We start from the raw sequence: 17,980 nt of genomic DNA, 5'->3' as shown, positions 1-17,980 counted from the left end.
GCTTCACTTTCATGGTATTGATTACATATTAGGTGATATGGAGACTCACGAATAGCCTATATCAAACTGGCTTTGCTAGCCGAAAACCCCAAGCACAACATTAAGAATATTAAAGCTCCATTTGCCATTGAACGTTACCATTTGCCCGAGTAGCACATAGTACTTTATTAGCCACAATAATATATTAAGGCCTTGGTTTTTCCAAGATCGTATCCACTAAAGCCACCTTTGCCAAGTATCAATATGCAGGAGTCTAAAGAGTTGGCAATCCAAAGGATCACCAACTCTCAACAACCATCTTAAAGGCATATAACTAAGTAGAAGGCTCGACGCTCCTCACCACCTTAGCACAGTGATCAACGATCAAGGCCAGCTCTTCATGGTAGATCGACTGCAACCTTGCCACAGTAACATCATCGAAGACACGAGTACTGTAGATCCACTTGCTGGTGAACACACCCTTATGAACGTGTGAAACCAGCTCCAGCCAGTTTGCAAGTGGCATTTCATCGCTACGCTCTCGTCCCTTAAGCTCGCCGCCGTACACCTCCCAAAGTGGGTTCTCGGTGGCTTCGCCGCTGAACTGGCCCAGATAGTTGACGTTGATCCGTGCCCGGTTGTCGGGCAGCTCGGGAACACAGTCCTGACTCCGCAGATAGCGTAGTATCCCGTAGCCCAGCCCCTTGCGAGGCACCGCCTTACGGCGTTCCCGAATCCGGGCGATGGTTTCGGCTGGACTCTCATCGTCGGCCGTCAACCTCAGCGGATAGATAGCGGTGAACCAGCCCACCGTACGCGACAAATCAATATCGGTCTCACCAGCCTCCCGACCATGCCCCTCCATATTGACCAGGAAGTCGCACTCGCCAGTCCAGCGCCGCAGGGTTCTCGCCAGCGCCGCCAATAGCAGGTCGTCGATTGTCGCCGCATAGACATTAGGTGCGTCCCTGAGCAGCCACTGCGTGCGCTCAGCACTCAGGCGGCTTTCGTGATGCGTCACATCGCCGATAATGCCCGGCGGCGTATCACCATCCACGGGCAAATCGGCAACATCAGTCAGTTGCGTCCGCCAGTAATCGGCCTCAGCAGCCAGCACCGGCGACGCAGCCAGCTCATGCAAGTGACGAGACCAGTGGGACAATGGTGAAGTCCGTGGCGGCAACTCGACTACCTCGTCACGACTCAAAGCCGTATAGACCTTCGCCATATCCTCGAGCAATATGCGCCAAGACACGCCATCAATGACCAAGTGATGAGCAACGACCAGCAGGCGTTCCTCGCCCCCTTCAATGGCGATGTGCACGAAGCGCACGACACACCCCCGCGCAATATCCAGGCTACGCTGCGCCCCATCGGCGATGGTCGTAATCTCCTCGACATCCGCCACCTCTTGATAGCTCACTGGTTCTAGGGTCTGAGCATCGCTATACGCCTGCGACCATTCACCATCATCGTCCGTGCGGAAATATAAACGCAGCGCTTCATGATGAGCAATGATGTGACTCGCCATACCAGCCAGCGCCTTGCGGTTGATCGCTGCCTTAGGCCGCAGCATGACGGACTGGTTGAAGTGATCACGGGAGGTGTTAATGGCTTGGAAGAACCACTGCTGGATCGGCGTCAATGCGAAAGGACGATCATTGTCGACCACTGCTTCATCGGCCGAAACCGAATCGGCCGTCTGTTCGCCGCAGTGTTCGAGCAGCGCCCGAATGGTCTGATAACGCATCAAATCGCGCAGCCTGAGGGCGATCCCTAGATCCACCTGACGGATCCGTGAGATCAACTGCAGACTGAGGATCGAGTCACCACCCAGCTCGAAGAAATTATCCGTCTCACCGACGCACTCAATCTCTAGTAGCTCTTGCCAGATCGCGGCCAGCCGCTCGGCTCGAGGCGATGCCGGAGCGACGAATTCGCGCTGCGTATCAGCCTGCGGTTCGGGCAGCGCAGCGCGGTCAAGCTTACCATTGACCATCCGCGGCAGACCGTCGAGCGTCATCAGGTGCGCCGGCACCATGTGCTCGGGTAGGGTGTTGAGTAGATGACGTTTGACCCGTTCGCTTAGCCCATCAGCAGCGCTTTCCGTTCGTGCCACCAGATAGGCGACCAAACGTGGCGCCCCTTGTGCATCGTGTAGAGCGACGGCAACATCGGCAACGCCGTCGATACTGCGTATCGCTGATTCGATCTCGCCCAGCTCGATGCGGAAGCCACGTACCTTGACCTGATCATCGAGGCGTCCCAAGTATTCGAGGTTGCCGTCTGCCAGCCAGCGCACCCGATCACCAGTGCGATACAGTCGCCCGCCATCAGCAGCGAAGGGGTCAGCCACGAAGCGTTCCGCCGTCAATGCACTACGCCCCAAGTAGCCACGCGCCAGTCCGTAGCCGCCGATATACAATTCTCCCGCCATACCTCGCGGCACGAGGTTCAGATCAGTATCCAGCACATACAGCGCACGCTCACCTACTGGGCGGCCGATCGGAGCGTAGTCTCCGTCAAAGCTCGCCTCAGCAGGGGACTGCCATAGCAGTGGTGTAACCACCGTCTCGGTAGGGCCGTAGCCGTTGATGAAACGCTTGGCGGAAAGCACCTTACGCGCCTTGTCGAAGGCCGCCTTGGGCATCGCCTCGCCACCGAACACATAGAGTTCAACCATGGGCGCTACTGCTCCGCTGTCGACCCAATCAACGAGCTGATTAAGATAGGCCGGAGGCAAGGCCACGTTGTCGACGCAATGTTCACGCAGCGCAGTGCAGGTCTGCTCAGGGGTCCACAGCTCGTCGTCGCGCAGCACCAAACTTGCGCCACTACATAGTGCAGTCAGCCAGCGCTCGTGAGCACCATCAAAGGCAAACGACATAAAGTGCAGCTCGCACGCGCTGGACGGTAGCGCATAGCGCTCAGCGATAGCTTGACAGTGCATGGCCAGAGGCCCGTGGGTGACGCCAACGCCCTTGGGCGTCCCTGTAGATCCGGAAGTGTAGATCACGTAGGCCAGCGCCTGTTCAGGAACTGCTAGGCACGGATCTCTGTCAGTGTAATCAGCCAGGCGCAGACTATCCCACGTCAGGCACGCTACCGCTGGTTCGGGCAGGGCGGCCAGCACCTCCTTCTCACTGATCAGTAGCGCCATCCCGCTGTCACGCATCATGAATGTCAGCCGCTCGCTGGGATAGGCGGGATCTAACGGTAAATAGGCGGCTCCTGCCTTGAGTACCGCCAGGAAGCTAACCAGGATATCCGGAGTACGCCGCATGGCCACACCAACGATGTCATCACGCCCGATGCCACGCTCAAGTAGGCAGTGCGCTAGGCGATTGGCCCTGGCATCGAACTGAGCATAATCTAGCCTCCTCTCACCCATCGACACGGCAAGAGCATTAGGGCGTTCTGCCGCATGTCGGGCGATCCAGCGGTGCACCCGAGCGTTGTCGTCAGGCGCAGCACCCGTCGACCCCCGGCCCAACTCAACGAGCCGATGACGATCCGCGTCGGCCTGCCAGTCGAATGTTCCAACCCGCCTCATAGGATCGGCCACCATTTGCTGGAGCACTATTTCCAGGCTGCAACGCATGTTCTCAGCGACTTCATCAGCGAATTTTTCACGACTGTAGCAGTACTCTATTTCGACAGAATCACCTATCGTCACCTGCAGGTCCATGGCGTAGCCCGTGATTCCTTCACCCTGCACATTGCCAAACTCCAGGCCATAGCGCTGAGTATCACGCAGCGCCTCATCAACAGGGTGGTTCTCAAAAACAATGATGCTATCGAATAGAGCACGCCCCGACTGTCCTCCCCAACGCTGAATAGTCGCCAGTGACACGTGCTCGTATTCGCGCACACGGAGATTGGTACGCTGCACACTCTGTAACAGGCTCGCTACGCTATCCTTCGCTTCAATTTTCAGGATGATGGGTACCGTGTTGATGAACAGCCCCAGCATCTCCTCCACTCCCTCCAGGTCAGGTGGTCGCCCAGAGACGGTGGCACCGAAGACGATATCTTCACGCTCGCCGTATAACTTCAGAACCAGTCCCCACGCCGCCTGCACGAGCGTATTCAGCGTCACGTGCTGATCCCGCGCGGCATCCATCAGCGTTCGTGTCGTGCCACGATCGAAATGCGTATAGATCTTGGCGAACCCGCGCCGATCACTGGATGTTTTCTGTGCATCCGCCAGTAGCATCGGCCCGGACAGACTCTGCAGTTCCTCTGCCCAGAAGCTCCGCGCGGCCTCCTCGTCTTGATCATACATCCAGCGGATGAAGCGACCATACACTGATCCCAGCGGAGATAACGACTCACCGGCGTACAGCGTCAACCATTCCCCCAGCAGCCGAGAGTCCGACCAACCATCCGAGAGAATATGATGTTGCGTCCATATCAGCCGGTAGCGATTATCCTCCAAATGGATCAAGCGGATTTTTGACAGAGGTGGCTTCAACCAGTTTATTTCCCTGGCAAGCTCCTGTCGTGCATAGTGGTTCAGATCCTCCTCTACAGTGTCTCCCGCATCACGCCAGTCCATCACCGCTACATCGGGGGTGGCTTGTTTGAAGACGATTTGCAACGGGCGTTCCATGCCCGGCTGCCACAGAAAACCAGTGCGCAGTATCGGCTGCCTGGTGACCATCTGCTGCCAAGCTTCGATAAGACGGTCAACATTCAGGCCAACAACATCGACATTGAGTTGATTGACGTACAGCCCTTCTCCTTCCGCCTCGAGCGAATGGAACAGCATGCCCTCCTGAGTGGGTGACAGCGGATAGACGTCCTCAATCTCTTCCGGTGCGGGGGCGTCGATATTATCCAACTGCGCGCGATCCAGGTAATCCGCCAAGCTCTCGTGCAATGCCTCGGCATGTTCGGGCGGCGTAGCCTCGACGGGATCAGCGACCATCGCCAGCTTCGTCACGCTCTGATACTCAAAGACTTGACGAGGAGTAATCATCCAACTGGCCCGGTGTAACCTAGAGACGATCTGCAGGCTGAGAATCGAATCCCCGCCCAGCTCGAAGAAGTTGTCGTGACGGCCGACTCGTTCAACGCCCAATACTTCTGACCAAATTACCGCTAACGCTTCTTCCACCTCACCTTGAGGCGGCTCGTACTCCGAGCCACTGACCAAATCCGGTGCAGGCAAGGCCTTGCGATCCACCTTCCCATTAGCATTCAGCGGCAGCTCATCGAGGGTGACCACAACTCCCGGTACCATATAATCCGGTAGCTTTTGGCCCAGCGATTCACATAGCGAGCTGGTGTCGAGTTCACTGTCGGCTTGGGGAACCACATAGGCCACCAACCTGGAACCATTGGGGCCTTCTTGAGCGACCACTACTGCCTCGCGAACTTCCGGCTGAGTTAATAGTTCGGCTTCGATCTCACCCAATTCGATCCGCAAGCCACGGATTTTCACCTGATGATCAAGGCGACCCAAGTACTCGAGCTGGCCATCCGCCCGCCAGCGCACCAGATCACCCGTGCGGTAGAGGCGTTCGCCCTGCGCAAACGGATCAGCGACAAAACGTTCTGCGGTAAGGTCAGGCCGGTGCAGATAGCCCCGCGCCAAACCAATACCCCCGAGATAGAGTTCACCTGCGACTCCGGGCGGCGCCAAGTTAAGATCGCCATCCAATACGTAAGTGCGGATACCGGCGATCGGTTGGCCGATAGCTACCTGGTTACGCCCATCGTCTTGGCAAGTCCAGTGGGTAACATCAATGGCCGCTTCGGTGGGGCCATAAAGGTTGTAGAGTGCCACTTGAGGTAAGCGGGCAAATACCTGATTCTGCAGCTCCGCAGGCAGCGCTTCACCACTGCATACCAAGCGTGTCAGGCTGGTGCAAGCTTCTACCTCGCCATGGGTCAGGAAGGCTTGAAGCATCGATGGTACAAAGTGCAGCGTGGTGATCTTGTGGGTGCGAATCAGCTCAACCAGCTGTGCCGGTTCGCGATGGGCGCCTGGTGGCGCCATCACCAGCCGTGCCCCCTGCATCAGCGGCCAGAAGAATTCCCATACCGACACATCAAAGCTGAATGGTGTTTTCTGTAGCACCGCATCGTCGGTTGTTAACCCATAGACCTCCTGCATCCACTGTAGGCGATTGGTCAGTGCATGGTGACGGTTGGCGGCGCCCTTGGGTCGCCCGGTGGAACCGGAGGTGTAGATCACATAAGCAAGATTTTCGCCGTGCAGGGCCACGTTCGGATTGGTAGGCGCGTGGTGAGCAACCTCCAACCGATCCAAATCAATGACGTTCAGCCCATCTGCCACCGGCAACGCATCGCGCAGATGTTGCTGGGTAAGCAACAGCTCAATGCCACTGTCCTCGACCATATAGGCCAACCGATCGCTCGGATAATCTGGATCTAGTGGCACATAGGCACCACCCGCCTTGAGAATAGCCAGCAGCCCTACCACCATCTCAATGGAGCGCTCAACAGCAATACCCACCCGGGTCTCAGGTTTTACGCCTAGACCGATCAGATAGTGAGCCAACTGGTTGGCGCGGGCATTGAGATCGTTGTAGTTGAGCGACTGATCTTCAAATACTAGTGCCATGGTCTCTGGGGTTGCAGCAGCCTGCTGCTCAATCAACTGATGGATTGGTTGGGCATTGAGATGCTGGTATGAGCTCACCCCCCACTCTCTCAACAGCTGCTGCTCGTTCTTTCCTAGCAGGCTAATCTCACTGATCGCTTGCTTAGATGCATTTTGCAAGCTATCCACTATGCCATCCACAGCAGCTCTCATATAAGCACAGAGCCGCTGCCCACCAATCGTGCGGTTTACCTGCCCTACCAGTTGGAAGCCATCTCCCAGATCATCTACCGCCATAGTGATTGGGTAGTTGGTGCGCTCCTGGCCGCCTAGAGTCTCCATCCCCTCCCAAGTAGGGGCGATACTCTCGCCCCGTTGAGGCGCAGCCTGGCGGTAGTTCAGCAAGCTCGAGAACAACGGAGCGCCGCCAGGTAAGCCACTGCAACGCTGCGCTAGGCCAAGACTGGCATGTTCATGGTGCAGTAGTTCAGAGAGAGCATCATGAGTTTGCCGTAAGCATTCATCGACAACTTGAGAACCCAGTGTAATGCGCAACGGCAGCGTATTAATAAATACCCCTAGCGCTCGCTCAGCGCCTTCGATGCCTTGCATACGTCCGGAAAGCACCGTGCCAAACACCACATCGTCCTTGCCGGTGGCTTTGGCAATTACCAGCGACCAGGCGAGATGGAAGAAGGCCGCCGCGCTGACGCCGTGGCGCCGAGCCTGATCGCGAATCGCCGCCGCCAGTTCGCCGTCAATCACCAGGCGCTGCTCGTCGATGTCATCACCGTTACCCATAACGTCGTTGAGACCGAAGGGCAGCGTACCCTCGTCAAGATCGCCAAAGCGACGGTGGAAGTAAGCCTGGTGTTCGCTGTCAGACACACCCAAGCGAGCCTGAGCGATGAAATTGCGGAATGGCAGGGGCTCGGGCAGCTCCGCAAAACGCCCCTGTTCAATCAGCGCGATCTCTTTGACGGCCTGCTTGACTGTCATGTTGTCATCGATTAAGTGATGGATAAGTAGCTGCAGTAGGCACTCGCCATCGGTCGTGTCCTCGATAGCCACGGCTCGCATCAAGGGCGCCTGGCGCACATCGATCCGGCAACGACCAGGATCGGCGGCGTGACGCAACCGTTCCAAGGTAGACAGCATTAAGTCTTCAGTGTCGTCTCTGCTCTTCTTGAGCCACTCCACCACCAGCGGTGCTTGGCGGAGAACAACCTGTACCCGTTCGTCGAGCCCTTCCCAGAAAAAAGCAGTGCGCAGGATGTCGTGACGCGCCATCACTTGGTTAAAACCATCGATGAAACTCGCCATGCGGGCGCGGTCGTCGAAACGCATGGTGTATGAAGTGATGTAAGCGTCACGCTCGGCGTGCAGCAGATGATGAAAGAGGATGCCCTCCTGTAGCGGCGCTAGAGGATAAATATCCTGAATGTTGGCGCCACCACCCGGCACCGTCGATTCAATGCGCGCGATCGATTCCCGGTCGAGCGATACTAGGGGGAGCATCCAGGGCTCGATGGTTTCACAGTGCTCAGGAATTAGGTTGGGCGGAACCTCCACCTTACGGAGGTTGTTCGCCGCTTCTAGCACTTGCGCGAAATCGCTTAGACGCGGGTGCTCAAACAACTCACGGATGGCGATGTCCCGGCCACGTTCTCGCAAACACGCAATCAGCCGCAGCGCGAGCAGCGAATGCCCGCCCAACTCGAAGAAATTATCGTGGCGGCCGACACGCTCGATTTCCAGCACCTCACACCAGAGCGCTGCCAGGCTGACTTCCCACTCGCTGCACGGTGCCTCGAACTCGCCATTCCCGGTGCCAATGTCGGGATCGGGCAGCGCAGCACGATCAAGCTTGCCATTGGCGGTTAACGGCAGAGCGTCCATGGCGACTAGCGCGCTGGGTATCATATGGTCGGGGAGATGGTGACTCAGCCGTTTGCGCAGTACCTGAGTGTCGACTTCAGCCACGGCCTCAACTATATACCCAACCAGCCGGTCACCTCCCGGCCCTGAACAAGCCACAACCACAGCATCACGAATTTCCGGCTGGGCCAACAGGCAGGCCTCGATTTCGCCGAGCTCGATACGGAAACCGCGGATCTTAACTTGCTGGTCGCCACGCCCCAGATACTCGAGTTGGCCGTCATCACGCCAGCGCCCTAAGTCGCCGGTGCGATATAACCGCCCACCTTCACTATCGAAAGGGTTGGCAACAAAGCGTTCGGCACTCAAACCGGCGCGCTTGAGATAGCCACGGGCAAGTCCTGCGCCCGACACGAAGAGCTCGCCGACAACGCCGATCGGCACGCGATTAAGGTCGTTATCCAGCACTTCGATACCGAGGTCGGGGATGGCGACACCCACCGGACTACGCTGACCCTGCAGATCTGCGGCGATGATCGGGCGATAGGTAACGTGAACCGTCGTTTCGGTGATGCCATACATATTGATAAGGCGCGGATGCGTATCGCCGAAGCACTCGATCCATGGCCGCAACATTGCAGGCTCCAGAGCTTCACCGCCGAAAATGACAACCCGCAGAGCGAGATCCTTACGTGTTTGGATGCCAGGCACGTTGATCAATTGACGGAAGGCAGATGGAGTCTGGTTAAGTACCGTCACTTGTTCCCGACATAGCAGTTCGAAGAAATCTTCAGGGGAGCGGCTGACCCAAAACGGCACCACGACCAACTTGCCGCCCGTGCAAAGGGCACCGAATATCTCCCATACCGAGAAGTCGAAGGCGTAGGAATGGAACAGTGTCCAGGTGTCTTGCCCGGAAAAATCGAACCAACTCGCCGTAGCATCAAGTAATCGCGTCACATTGGCGTGACACAGCTGCACACCTTTAGGCTGGCCGGTAGAGCCTGAGGTATAAATGACATAGGCGAGGTTGTCACTACTCAGCACTAACCCTGGGTTGTGCCCCGGTCGCTCTATAACGTCCAGGCTATCTAACGCAATACTTGTTAGCCATTCGCGCTGAGGAAGCTTCGTCGTCAGCTCAGACTGAGTAAGCAGCAGTTCAATACCGCTGTCCTGAATTATGTAAGCCAGACGTTCAGTGGGGTAATCCGGATCCAATGGCACATAGGCGCCACCCGCTTTGAGGATACCCAGCAGCCCCACCACCATCTCGACGGAACGCTCAACAGCGATACCCACTCGGTTTTCGGGTTTTACGCCTAGACCAATCAGATAGTGAGCCAAGTGATTGGCACGAGTGTTGAGTTCGGCGTAGCTGAGTGACTGATCGTCAAATATTAGTGCCGTGGCCTCTGGGGTTGCCGTAGCCTGACGCTCAATCAGCTGGTGGATAGGAGGAGCATTGGGATACCGTTGAGAGCTTTCCCCCCACCCCTGCAATTGACGTTGTTCGCCTTTACCAAGCAGATCAATATCTCCCAGCGCACACTCAGGCATTTCTGCCAACGCCTCTAGAATGGCAGCATAGTGCTGCGCTAAGCGTTCAATGGTGGTTGAGTCGAACAGCTCTTCCGCATAAACGAAGCTTACCTCCAAACAGCCATCTCTTCGTTCCATCACGTTCAACGTGAGTTCAAACTGTGCTGCCTGTCCCTTCAAAGACCAATTATCTAGTGTTAGTCCAGGCAACGTTTTTAGCGCACTAGGATCCTGGCGTTGGTGGTTAAACATTACCTGGAAAAGGGGCGTGTGACTCAAACTGCGTTCCGGCTGCAGCGCTTCTACTAACCGCTCAAAAGGGAGATCCTGATGCTCTTGTGCGCCCAACGCCGCACGTTTGCTCTGTTGCAGCGCCTCGGCCAAGCTCAAACGACCATTCAACTGGTTACGCAGTACCTGAGTATTAACGAAGAACCCAACTACCCCTTGAGTTTCCGCCCGGTGACGATTGGCGATCGGTACCCCAACCCGGATATCTTCCTGCCCCGTATAGCGATATAGCAGTGACTGGAAACCTGTCAGTAGCGTCATAAACAGGGTGACACCCTGAGTTTGGGTTCGCTTGCGCAGCCCGCTTATCAGTGATTCTGGGAGCACCATGTGATGGCGCGCAGCATGATAATGTCCGTCGTTATGACGTGGACGGTCGGTCGGCAGCTGCAATATCGGGTGCTCATCTCCCAGCTCCGCCAGCCAATAGGCGAGTTGGCGCTCCTTCTCGCCTGCCTCCATCCATTGGCGTTGCCATAGCGCATAATCAGCGTACTGAATCGGCAAGGCTGGTGGCTGCCAGGCCTCCCCTGTCACTCTAGAAGCGTAATCTGCGGAAAACTCATTGATGATCAACTGCATCGACCAGCCATCGGAGACGATGTGATGCATGGCCACGACCAGAAGGTGCTTCTCTTCTGCTAAGCGTAGTAGCCCCACCCGTAACAGCGGCCCCTGTTCTAGATCGAAAGGGTCATTGCAAAGCCGATCAATCTGATTGTCTATCGCTGCTTTTCGCTCTCCCTTGGGCATATGAACTAGATCAACTTCGTGCAATACGAAGTTGCTCTCGGCCTGCAGCACTTGCATTGCACCACCCTCGCCATCGTCACGGAACACCGTGCGTAATGCCTCATGACGAGATATCAAAGCGGCGAAGCTACTCCGCAGTGCCTCAGGATCCAGCGAGCCATTGAGAGTCAGAGCACCAGTAATATGATAGGCACTACTTTGAGGATCAAGACGCCAAAGAAACCACTGGCGAAGTTGGGCATAGGAGGCTGAGCAAATGTTCTGTTGCGATTCAGGGCGGTCAAGAATGGGAAACTGACCGATGCCCAACCCTTGAGTACGAATTTTGTCGTAAACCACGCGGCGTTGTTCGACTGACAATCCGGTAAAACGCTCCGCAATACGACGGGTATCGATGTGACTCATTGAACGGTATCCATGCTGTCGATGAAGGAATCAATGTCGGAGAGCGACTGCTCAAAGGAGGATTCACTGTTTAGTGCAGCAATACATTTTGCTAAGTCGCGAAGTAGTGGGTGTTTAAACACTTCAGAGATTTTGAGCTCAACTTGCATGTCAGCTTGAACGCGAGCCACCATCTGCACAGCAAGTAGCGAGTGCCCCCCCAGCTCGAAGAAATTATCGTGACGGCCAACACGCTCTACGCTCAATACTTCAGACCAGATCTCTGCTAAGACTTCTTCCACTCGACCCTGAGGTGGCTCGAACTGCGATCCAATAGCTAAATCCGGCTCGGGCAACGCCTTGCGATCCACCTTGCCATTGGCATTCAGCGGCAGTGCTTCAAGCCTGACCACAACACCCGGTACCATATAGTCCGGCAGCCGCTGCCCCAGCGCTTCACGTAGTGAACTAGTGACGAGTTCACCGTCAGCCTGGGGAACCACATAGGCCACCAGCCTAGAACCACCGGGGCCTTCTTGGGCGACAACCACCGTCTCGCGAACCTCCGGCAGAGAGAGCAGTTCGGCTTCGATCTCGCCCAGTTCGATACGCAGGCCGCGAATCTTCATCTGGTGATCAAGACGGCCCAGGTACTCAAGCTGGCCATCCTCCCGCCAGCGCACTAGGTCACCAGTGCGATAGAGGCGCTCTCCCTCCGTGAACGGATCGGCGATAAAGCGCTCCGCTGTCAGATCACTGCGATTGAGATATCCACGGGCAAGGCTTATCCCGCCGAGATGGAGCTCTCCCGCAACGCCCTGTGGTACTAGGTTCAGTTCACCATCCAAGACGTAGGTTCGGGTACCGCTAATGGGCCGCCCAATGGGGATCTGGCGATGAGTCTCATCTCGGCACCACCAGTGAGTAACATGGATGGTGGTTTCGGTGGGGCCATAGAGATCATGCAGGTGGACACCATCAAGGCACTCAGCCACATCTTGCTGTAGCGTGGCTGGAACGGCCTCGCCACCGCACATAATATGCTTGAGCCGCGTCTTGGCCTTAATATCAGGATAAGCCAGGAAGGCCTTGAGCATTGAGGGCACAAAATTGAGCGTAGTAACGCCGTGCCGCTGGATGAGCTCGATGATACGCTCGGGATCCCGATGATCGCCCGGCTGAGCGATCACCAAACGTGCCCCAACACTCAGCGGCCAGAAAATCTCCCATACAGAGACGTCGAACCCGAATGGCGCCTTATGCAGTACGGCATCACTATCGGTGAGCTGGTAGGTCTCCTGCATCCAGACCATGCAGTTGGTCAGGGCATCATGGCGGATGGCAGCGCCCTTGGGCCGACCAGTAGAGCCCGAGGTGTAAATTACATAGGCGAGCTGCTCGCCATGCAACGTCACCGCTGGACTGGTAGAAGCGTGATGTGCAACGTCCAGCCGATCTAGCTCAACAACGCTTAGACCATCAGCTACCAGCAATGATTCGCGCAAGTGCTGCTGAGTCAGCAGCAGCTCGATGCCACTATCGTCGGCGATGAAGGCCAGTCGCTCCGAGGGATACTCGGGATCCAGCGGCACATAGGCGCCCCCCGCCTTGAGAATCGCCAGCAGCCCTACCACCATTTCGATGGAGCGTTCCATGGCGATGCCCACTCGAGTCTCGGGTTTCACGCCAAGACCGATCAAATAGTGGGACAGACGATTGGCTCGGGTATTGAGTTCGGCGTAGCTGAGCGACTGATCTTCAAATATTAGCGCCGTAGCCGCTGGGATTGCCGCGGCCTGGCGCTCGATCAGTTGATGAACTGGCTTAGCATCGGGATGCTTGTGGGAGTTCACCCCCCACTCGCTCAACAGCTGTTGCTCGTCCTCCCCTAACAGGCTAATCTCGCTTAGCGACTGCTGCGGCGCATTTTGTAGGCTTGCTACGATGCCGGACACAGCCGATTGCATGTAATCACATAATCGCTGAGCGCCTATCAAACGGCTCACCTGTCCTACTAGCTGGAAGCCCTCTCCGAGATCATCTACCGCCATACCAATTGGGTAATTGGTACGCTCCTGACCACCCAGTACTTCCATTCCCTCCCAGACATGATTAGAGCTACCGTCGTACTTAGGTGCGCTATAGCGATAGTTCAGAAGACTGGTAAATAGCGGCATGCCACTAGACAGCCCACTACAGCGCTGCGCAAGGCCAAGGCTAGCGTGCTCGTGATGCATTAACTCAGATAATGCATCGTGAGTACGCCGCAAGCTCTTATCGATACTTTGAGAGCCCATCTTGATACGCAAAGGGAGCGTATTGATAAACATACCCAGCGCCCGCCCAGCACCCTCGATGCCCTGCATACGGCCAAACAGCACGGTGCCGAATACCACATCATCTCGCCCGGAGGTTTTACTCAGCACCTGCGCCCAGGCCAGATGGAACAGGCTGGCCGTACTTACGCCACAGCGCTGGGCCTGTTGCCGCACCTGCTGGGCCAGTTCCGTGTCCAGAGGAACGCGCACTTCTTCGATATCGTTGCCATCACCGCGAACGTCTAGTAGTCCGAAGGGTGCGGTCGGTTCTTCAATATCGCCCAACTGTTCACGGAAGAAGGCCTCATGCTCTTCCTGGCTTACCCCTAGTCGGGCCTGTGCCACGAAGTTGCGGAATGGGATCGGTTTGGGCAGTTCGTCCTCGCGGCCTTGCTGGATCAGAGCGACCTCTTCCACCAATAACTCAAGGGTGGTGTGATCCATGACTAGGTGGTGGCTAGGTAGCTGCAGCAGCCAACGCTTTTGTTCAGGATCATGAGCTGCTACCGCTCGCAGCATAGGCGCTCGACGTACATCGAGGCGATGGTGCTCAGGATCCACCTCGGTGTATAACCATTCGGCCACACGGCCGGTGGCCTCATCCGGCACCGTTGACCATTCGATATCTAACGCAGCATGACGGCAAACCATCTGTACCGGTTCACGCAGGTTCTCCCACAGCACAGCAGTGCGCAGAATATCGTGGCGGGCAACCAGCTGGTTAAAACCATCAATAAATGCTTCCAGCCCCTCCCTGCTATTAAAGCTCAGCAGACGCGGAGTGACATAGGCATCGCCCTCTTCCTGCAGCCTATGGTGGAAGAGAATCCCCTCCTGCAGTGGTGCCAGTGGGTAGATATCCTGAATATTGCTAGCGCCACCGGGCACAGCGGCTTCGATCTCACGAAGCTCTTCGGCATTGAGCTCGATTAGCGTCAACATTTCAGGCTGGAGAATCTGGCAATCCTGAGGGATCAGATTGGGCGGGATGGTAACCTCCGCTTGATCGGGCGCTTGCATCAACGCTTGAGCCAAGGCTGTTAGTTCCGGGTGTTGGAACAGAGTACGTACCTGCGCCATCAAACCCCGATGCCGCATTTTCTCAAGCACCTTCAGAGCCAACAACGAATGCCCCCCCAACTCGAAGAAGTTGTCGTATCGGCCCACACGTTCGACGCCAATTACCTCTGACCAGATCTCTGCCAGCGCTTCTTCCACCTCACCTTGAGGCGGCTCGTACTCCGAGCCACTGACCAAATCCGGTGCAGGCAAGGCCTTGCGATCCACCTTCCCATTAGCATTCAGCGGCAGCTCATCGAGGGTGACCACAACTCCCGGTACCATATAATCCGGTAGCTTTTGACCCAGCGCTTCACGTAGTGAACTGGTGTCGAGTTTACTGTCCGATTGGGGAACCACATAAGCGACTAACCTAGAACCACTGGGGCCTTCTTGGGCGACCATCACCGCCTCGCGAACCTCTGGCTGAGAGAGCAGTTCGGCTTCGATCTCGCCAAGCTCAATACGCAGGCCGCGAATCTTCACCTGATGATCAAGGCGACCCAAGTACTCGAGCTGGCCATCCTCCCGCCAGCGCACTAGGTCACCGGTGCGGTAGAGGCGTTCGCCCAGCACAAATGGATCAGCGACAAAACGTTCTGCGGTAAGGTCAGGGCGGTGCAGGTAGCCCCGCGCCAAGCCCACGCCACCAAGATAGAGTTCACCCGCGACTCCGGGCAGCGCCAAGTTAAGATCACCATCCAGTACGTAGGTATGGATACCAGCGATCGGTTGGCCGATAGCTACGTGGTTGCGCCCATCGTCTTGGCAAGTCCAGTGGGTAACATCAATGGCCGCTTCGGTGGGGCCATAAAGGTTATAGAGCCCCGTGTGAGGTAATCGAGCCAATACTTGGTTCTGCAGCTCAGCCGGCAGCGCCTCACCGCTACATACCAAGCGTGTCAGACTGGTGCAGTCTTCAACCTTGCCATGAGCCAAGAAGGCCTGAAGCATTGAAGGTACGAAGTGCAACGTGGTGATCTTGTAGGTACGGATCAGCTCGACCAGTTGTGCCGGTTCGCGATGGGCGCCTGGTGGCGCCATCACTAGTCGGGCGCCCTGTATCAACGGCCAGAAGAACTCCCATACAGAAACATCGAAACTGAAGGGTGTTTTCTGTAGCACCGCATCGTCAGCCGTTAGGCCATAGGCATCCTGCATCCACTGTAAGCGATTAGTCAGTGCATGGTGTCGGTTGGCCGCCCCCTTTGGCCGCCCGGTGGAGCCCGAGGTGTAAATCACGTAGGCGAGATGTTCACCGTGCAGTGGCACCTGTGGGTTGGTTGACGCATGATGCGTCACATCCAACTGATCCAGCTCAATAACGTTCAGGCTCCCCACGACCGGCAAGATGTCGCGCAGGTGCTGTTGGGTAAGCAGCAACTCGATACCGCTGTCCTCGGCCATATAGGCCAACCGCTCGGTGGGGTAGTCTGGATCCAACGGTACGTAAGCACCACCTGCCTTGAGAATCGCCAGCAGCCCCACCACCATCTCGATGGAGCGCTCCATGGCGATGCCTACTCGCGTTTCGGGTTGAACTCCCAGGTCGATGAGATAGTGTGCTAGACGATTAGCGCGAGTGTTGAGTTCGGCGTAGATGAGTGTCTGGTTTTTGAATACTAGTGCCGTAGCCTCTGGGGTTGCCTCAGCCTGCCGTTCAATTAGGTGATGGATTGGCTGGGCAGCGGGATGCCGTTGTGTGTTTACACCCCATTCCTTTAATTTTAGCTGTTCATCTTTATCTAGCAGTTCGATATCGCTCAACGCGAGCTCCGGCATCTCTGCCAGCGTCTGTAGAATGACAGTATAGTGCTGAGCTAGACGTTCAATGGTGGTTGCATCAAACAGCTCTTCTGCATAAACGAAGTTTGCCTCCAGGCAACCATCCTTGCGCTCTACCACATTTAGCGTCAGTTCTAACTGAGCTTTTCCCTGCTCCAGCGGCCAGGTACTCAACTCCAGTCCTGGTAGCGTCTGCAGCGATCCATGATCTTGCCGCTGGTGATTGAACATCACCTGGAACAGCGGCGTGTGGCTCAGGCTACGCTCGGGCTGAAGCGCTTCCACTAATTGCTCGAACGGCAGATCCTGATGTTCTTGAGCCCCTAGTGCTGCCCGTTTTCCCTGTTCCAGCGCCTCGGTCAAGCTCAGGCGACCATATAGCGTATTGCGCAGTACCTGGGTGTTGACGAAAAGCCCTATCACACCTTGGGTTTCCGTCCGATGACGGTTGGCAATTGGCACGCCGACCCGAATATTTTCCTGCCCCGTATATCGATACAGCAGCGCTTGGAAACCGGTCAGTAGCGTCATAAACAGGGTGGCGCCCTGAGCTTGGGTTCGCTTGCGCAGCTCGTTTATCAATGACTCAGGGAGCACCATGTGGTGGCGCGCAGCGTGATAATGTCCATCGTTACGGCGCGGACAATCGGTCGGCAGTTGCAGCACTGGGTGTTCGTCGCCAAGTTCCGCCTGCCAGTAGGCAAGCTGGCGCTCTTTCTCGCCAGCCTCCATCCACTGACGCTGCCAGAGTGCATAATCAGCGTACTGAATCGGCAGGGCTGGCGGCTGCCATGTCTCACCCGTTACCCGAGCGGAGTAGTCCGCAGCAAACTCATCGATGATCAACTGCATCGACCAGCCATCGGAGATGATGTGGTGCATTACCACTACCAACAGGTGCTCATCTTCAGCTAAACGCAGTATCCCCACGCGCAAAAGCAGCCCCTGCTCCAAATCGAAAGGATCATTGCAAAGCAGAGCAACCTGATTATCTATCGCCGCTTCGCGTTCAGCCTTCGGCATGTTAACTAAGTCAACTTCATGACATGCGAAGCTGCTCTCGGCCTGTACCACTTGCATCACCTCGCCTGCACCATCATCACGAAACACCGTGCGCAATGCTTCATGACGAGATATCAAAGCGGCGAAGCTACCCCGCAGTACTTCAGAGTCAAGAACCCCCTTAAGGGACAGAGCACCCGTAATGTGGTAAGCGCTGTTTTGGGGATCCAGACACCAGAGAAACCATTGGCGAAGTTGGGCAGAGGAGAGTTCGCAGCTCTCTTGACTCTTTCGAGGAATGATGGGCAACTTCGAGAAGTCGATACCTTGTTGCTTTAAAGCCTTAAGAAATATGCTCTGCTTATCTCGTGTCAGGTGTGCAAAGCGCTCAGCAATCGTGTGTTTATTGAGTTCCATA

The 17,980-nt window shown here is 56.3% G+C and carries 2 protein-coding genes; both read right to left on the bottom strand.

Annotated features, from left to right (window positions below; translation table 11 throughout):
- Window positions 1–313 precede the first annotated feature (313 nt).
- On the bottom strand, window positions 314–11,419 hold the full coding sequence (locus tag LMS44_RS04755; RefSeq protein WP_342411038.1) for a non-ribosomal peptide synthetase: 11,106 nt from the start codon (window positions 11,417–11,419) through the stop codon (window positions 314–316).
- Window positions 11,416–17,979 carry a non-ribosomal peptide synthetase gene (locus LMS44_RS04750; protein ID WP_342411037.1) on the bottom strand — a complete coding sequence of 2,188 codons (6,564 nt, stop codon included), beginning with the start codon at window positions 17,977–17,979 and terminating at the stop codon, window positions 11,416–11,418. The genes LMS44_RS04755 and LMS44_RS04750 overlap by 4 nt, the downstream gene beginning before the upstream one ends.
- Between the last annotated feature and the right edge of the window lies 1 nt (window position 17,980).

The organism is Halomonas profundus (assembly GCF_020865425.1).
In the GTDB taxonomy this organism is placed as follows: Bacteria; Pseudomonadota; Gammaproteobacteria; order Pseudomonadales; family Halomonadaceae; genus Vreelandella; species Vreelandella titanicae.
Note: the sequence above shows the minus strand (reverse complement) of the source record. Positions and strands in the feature narration are given on the sequence as shown.

Bases quoted from the DNA above. Each gene is read 5' to 3' on its own strand.
- LMS44_RS04755 (WP_342411038.1), bottom strand. From the start codon at position 11,419: ATGAGTCACATCGATACCCGTCGTATTGCGGAGCGTTTTACCGGATTG.
- LMS44_RS04750 (WP_342411037.1), bottom strand. From the start codon at position 17,979: ATGGAACTCAATAAACACACGATTGCTGAGCGCTTTGCACACCTGACA.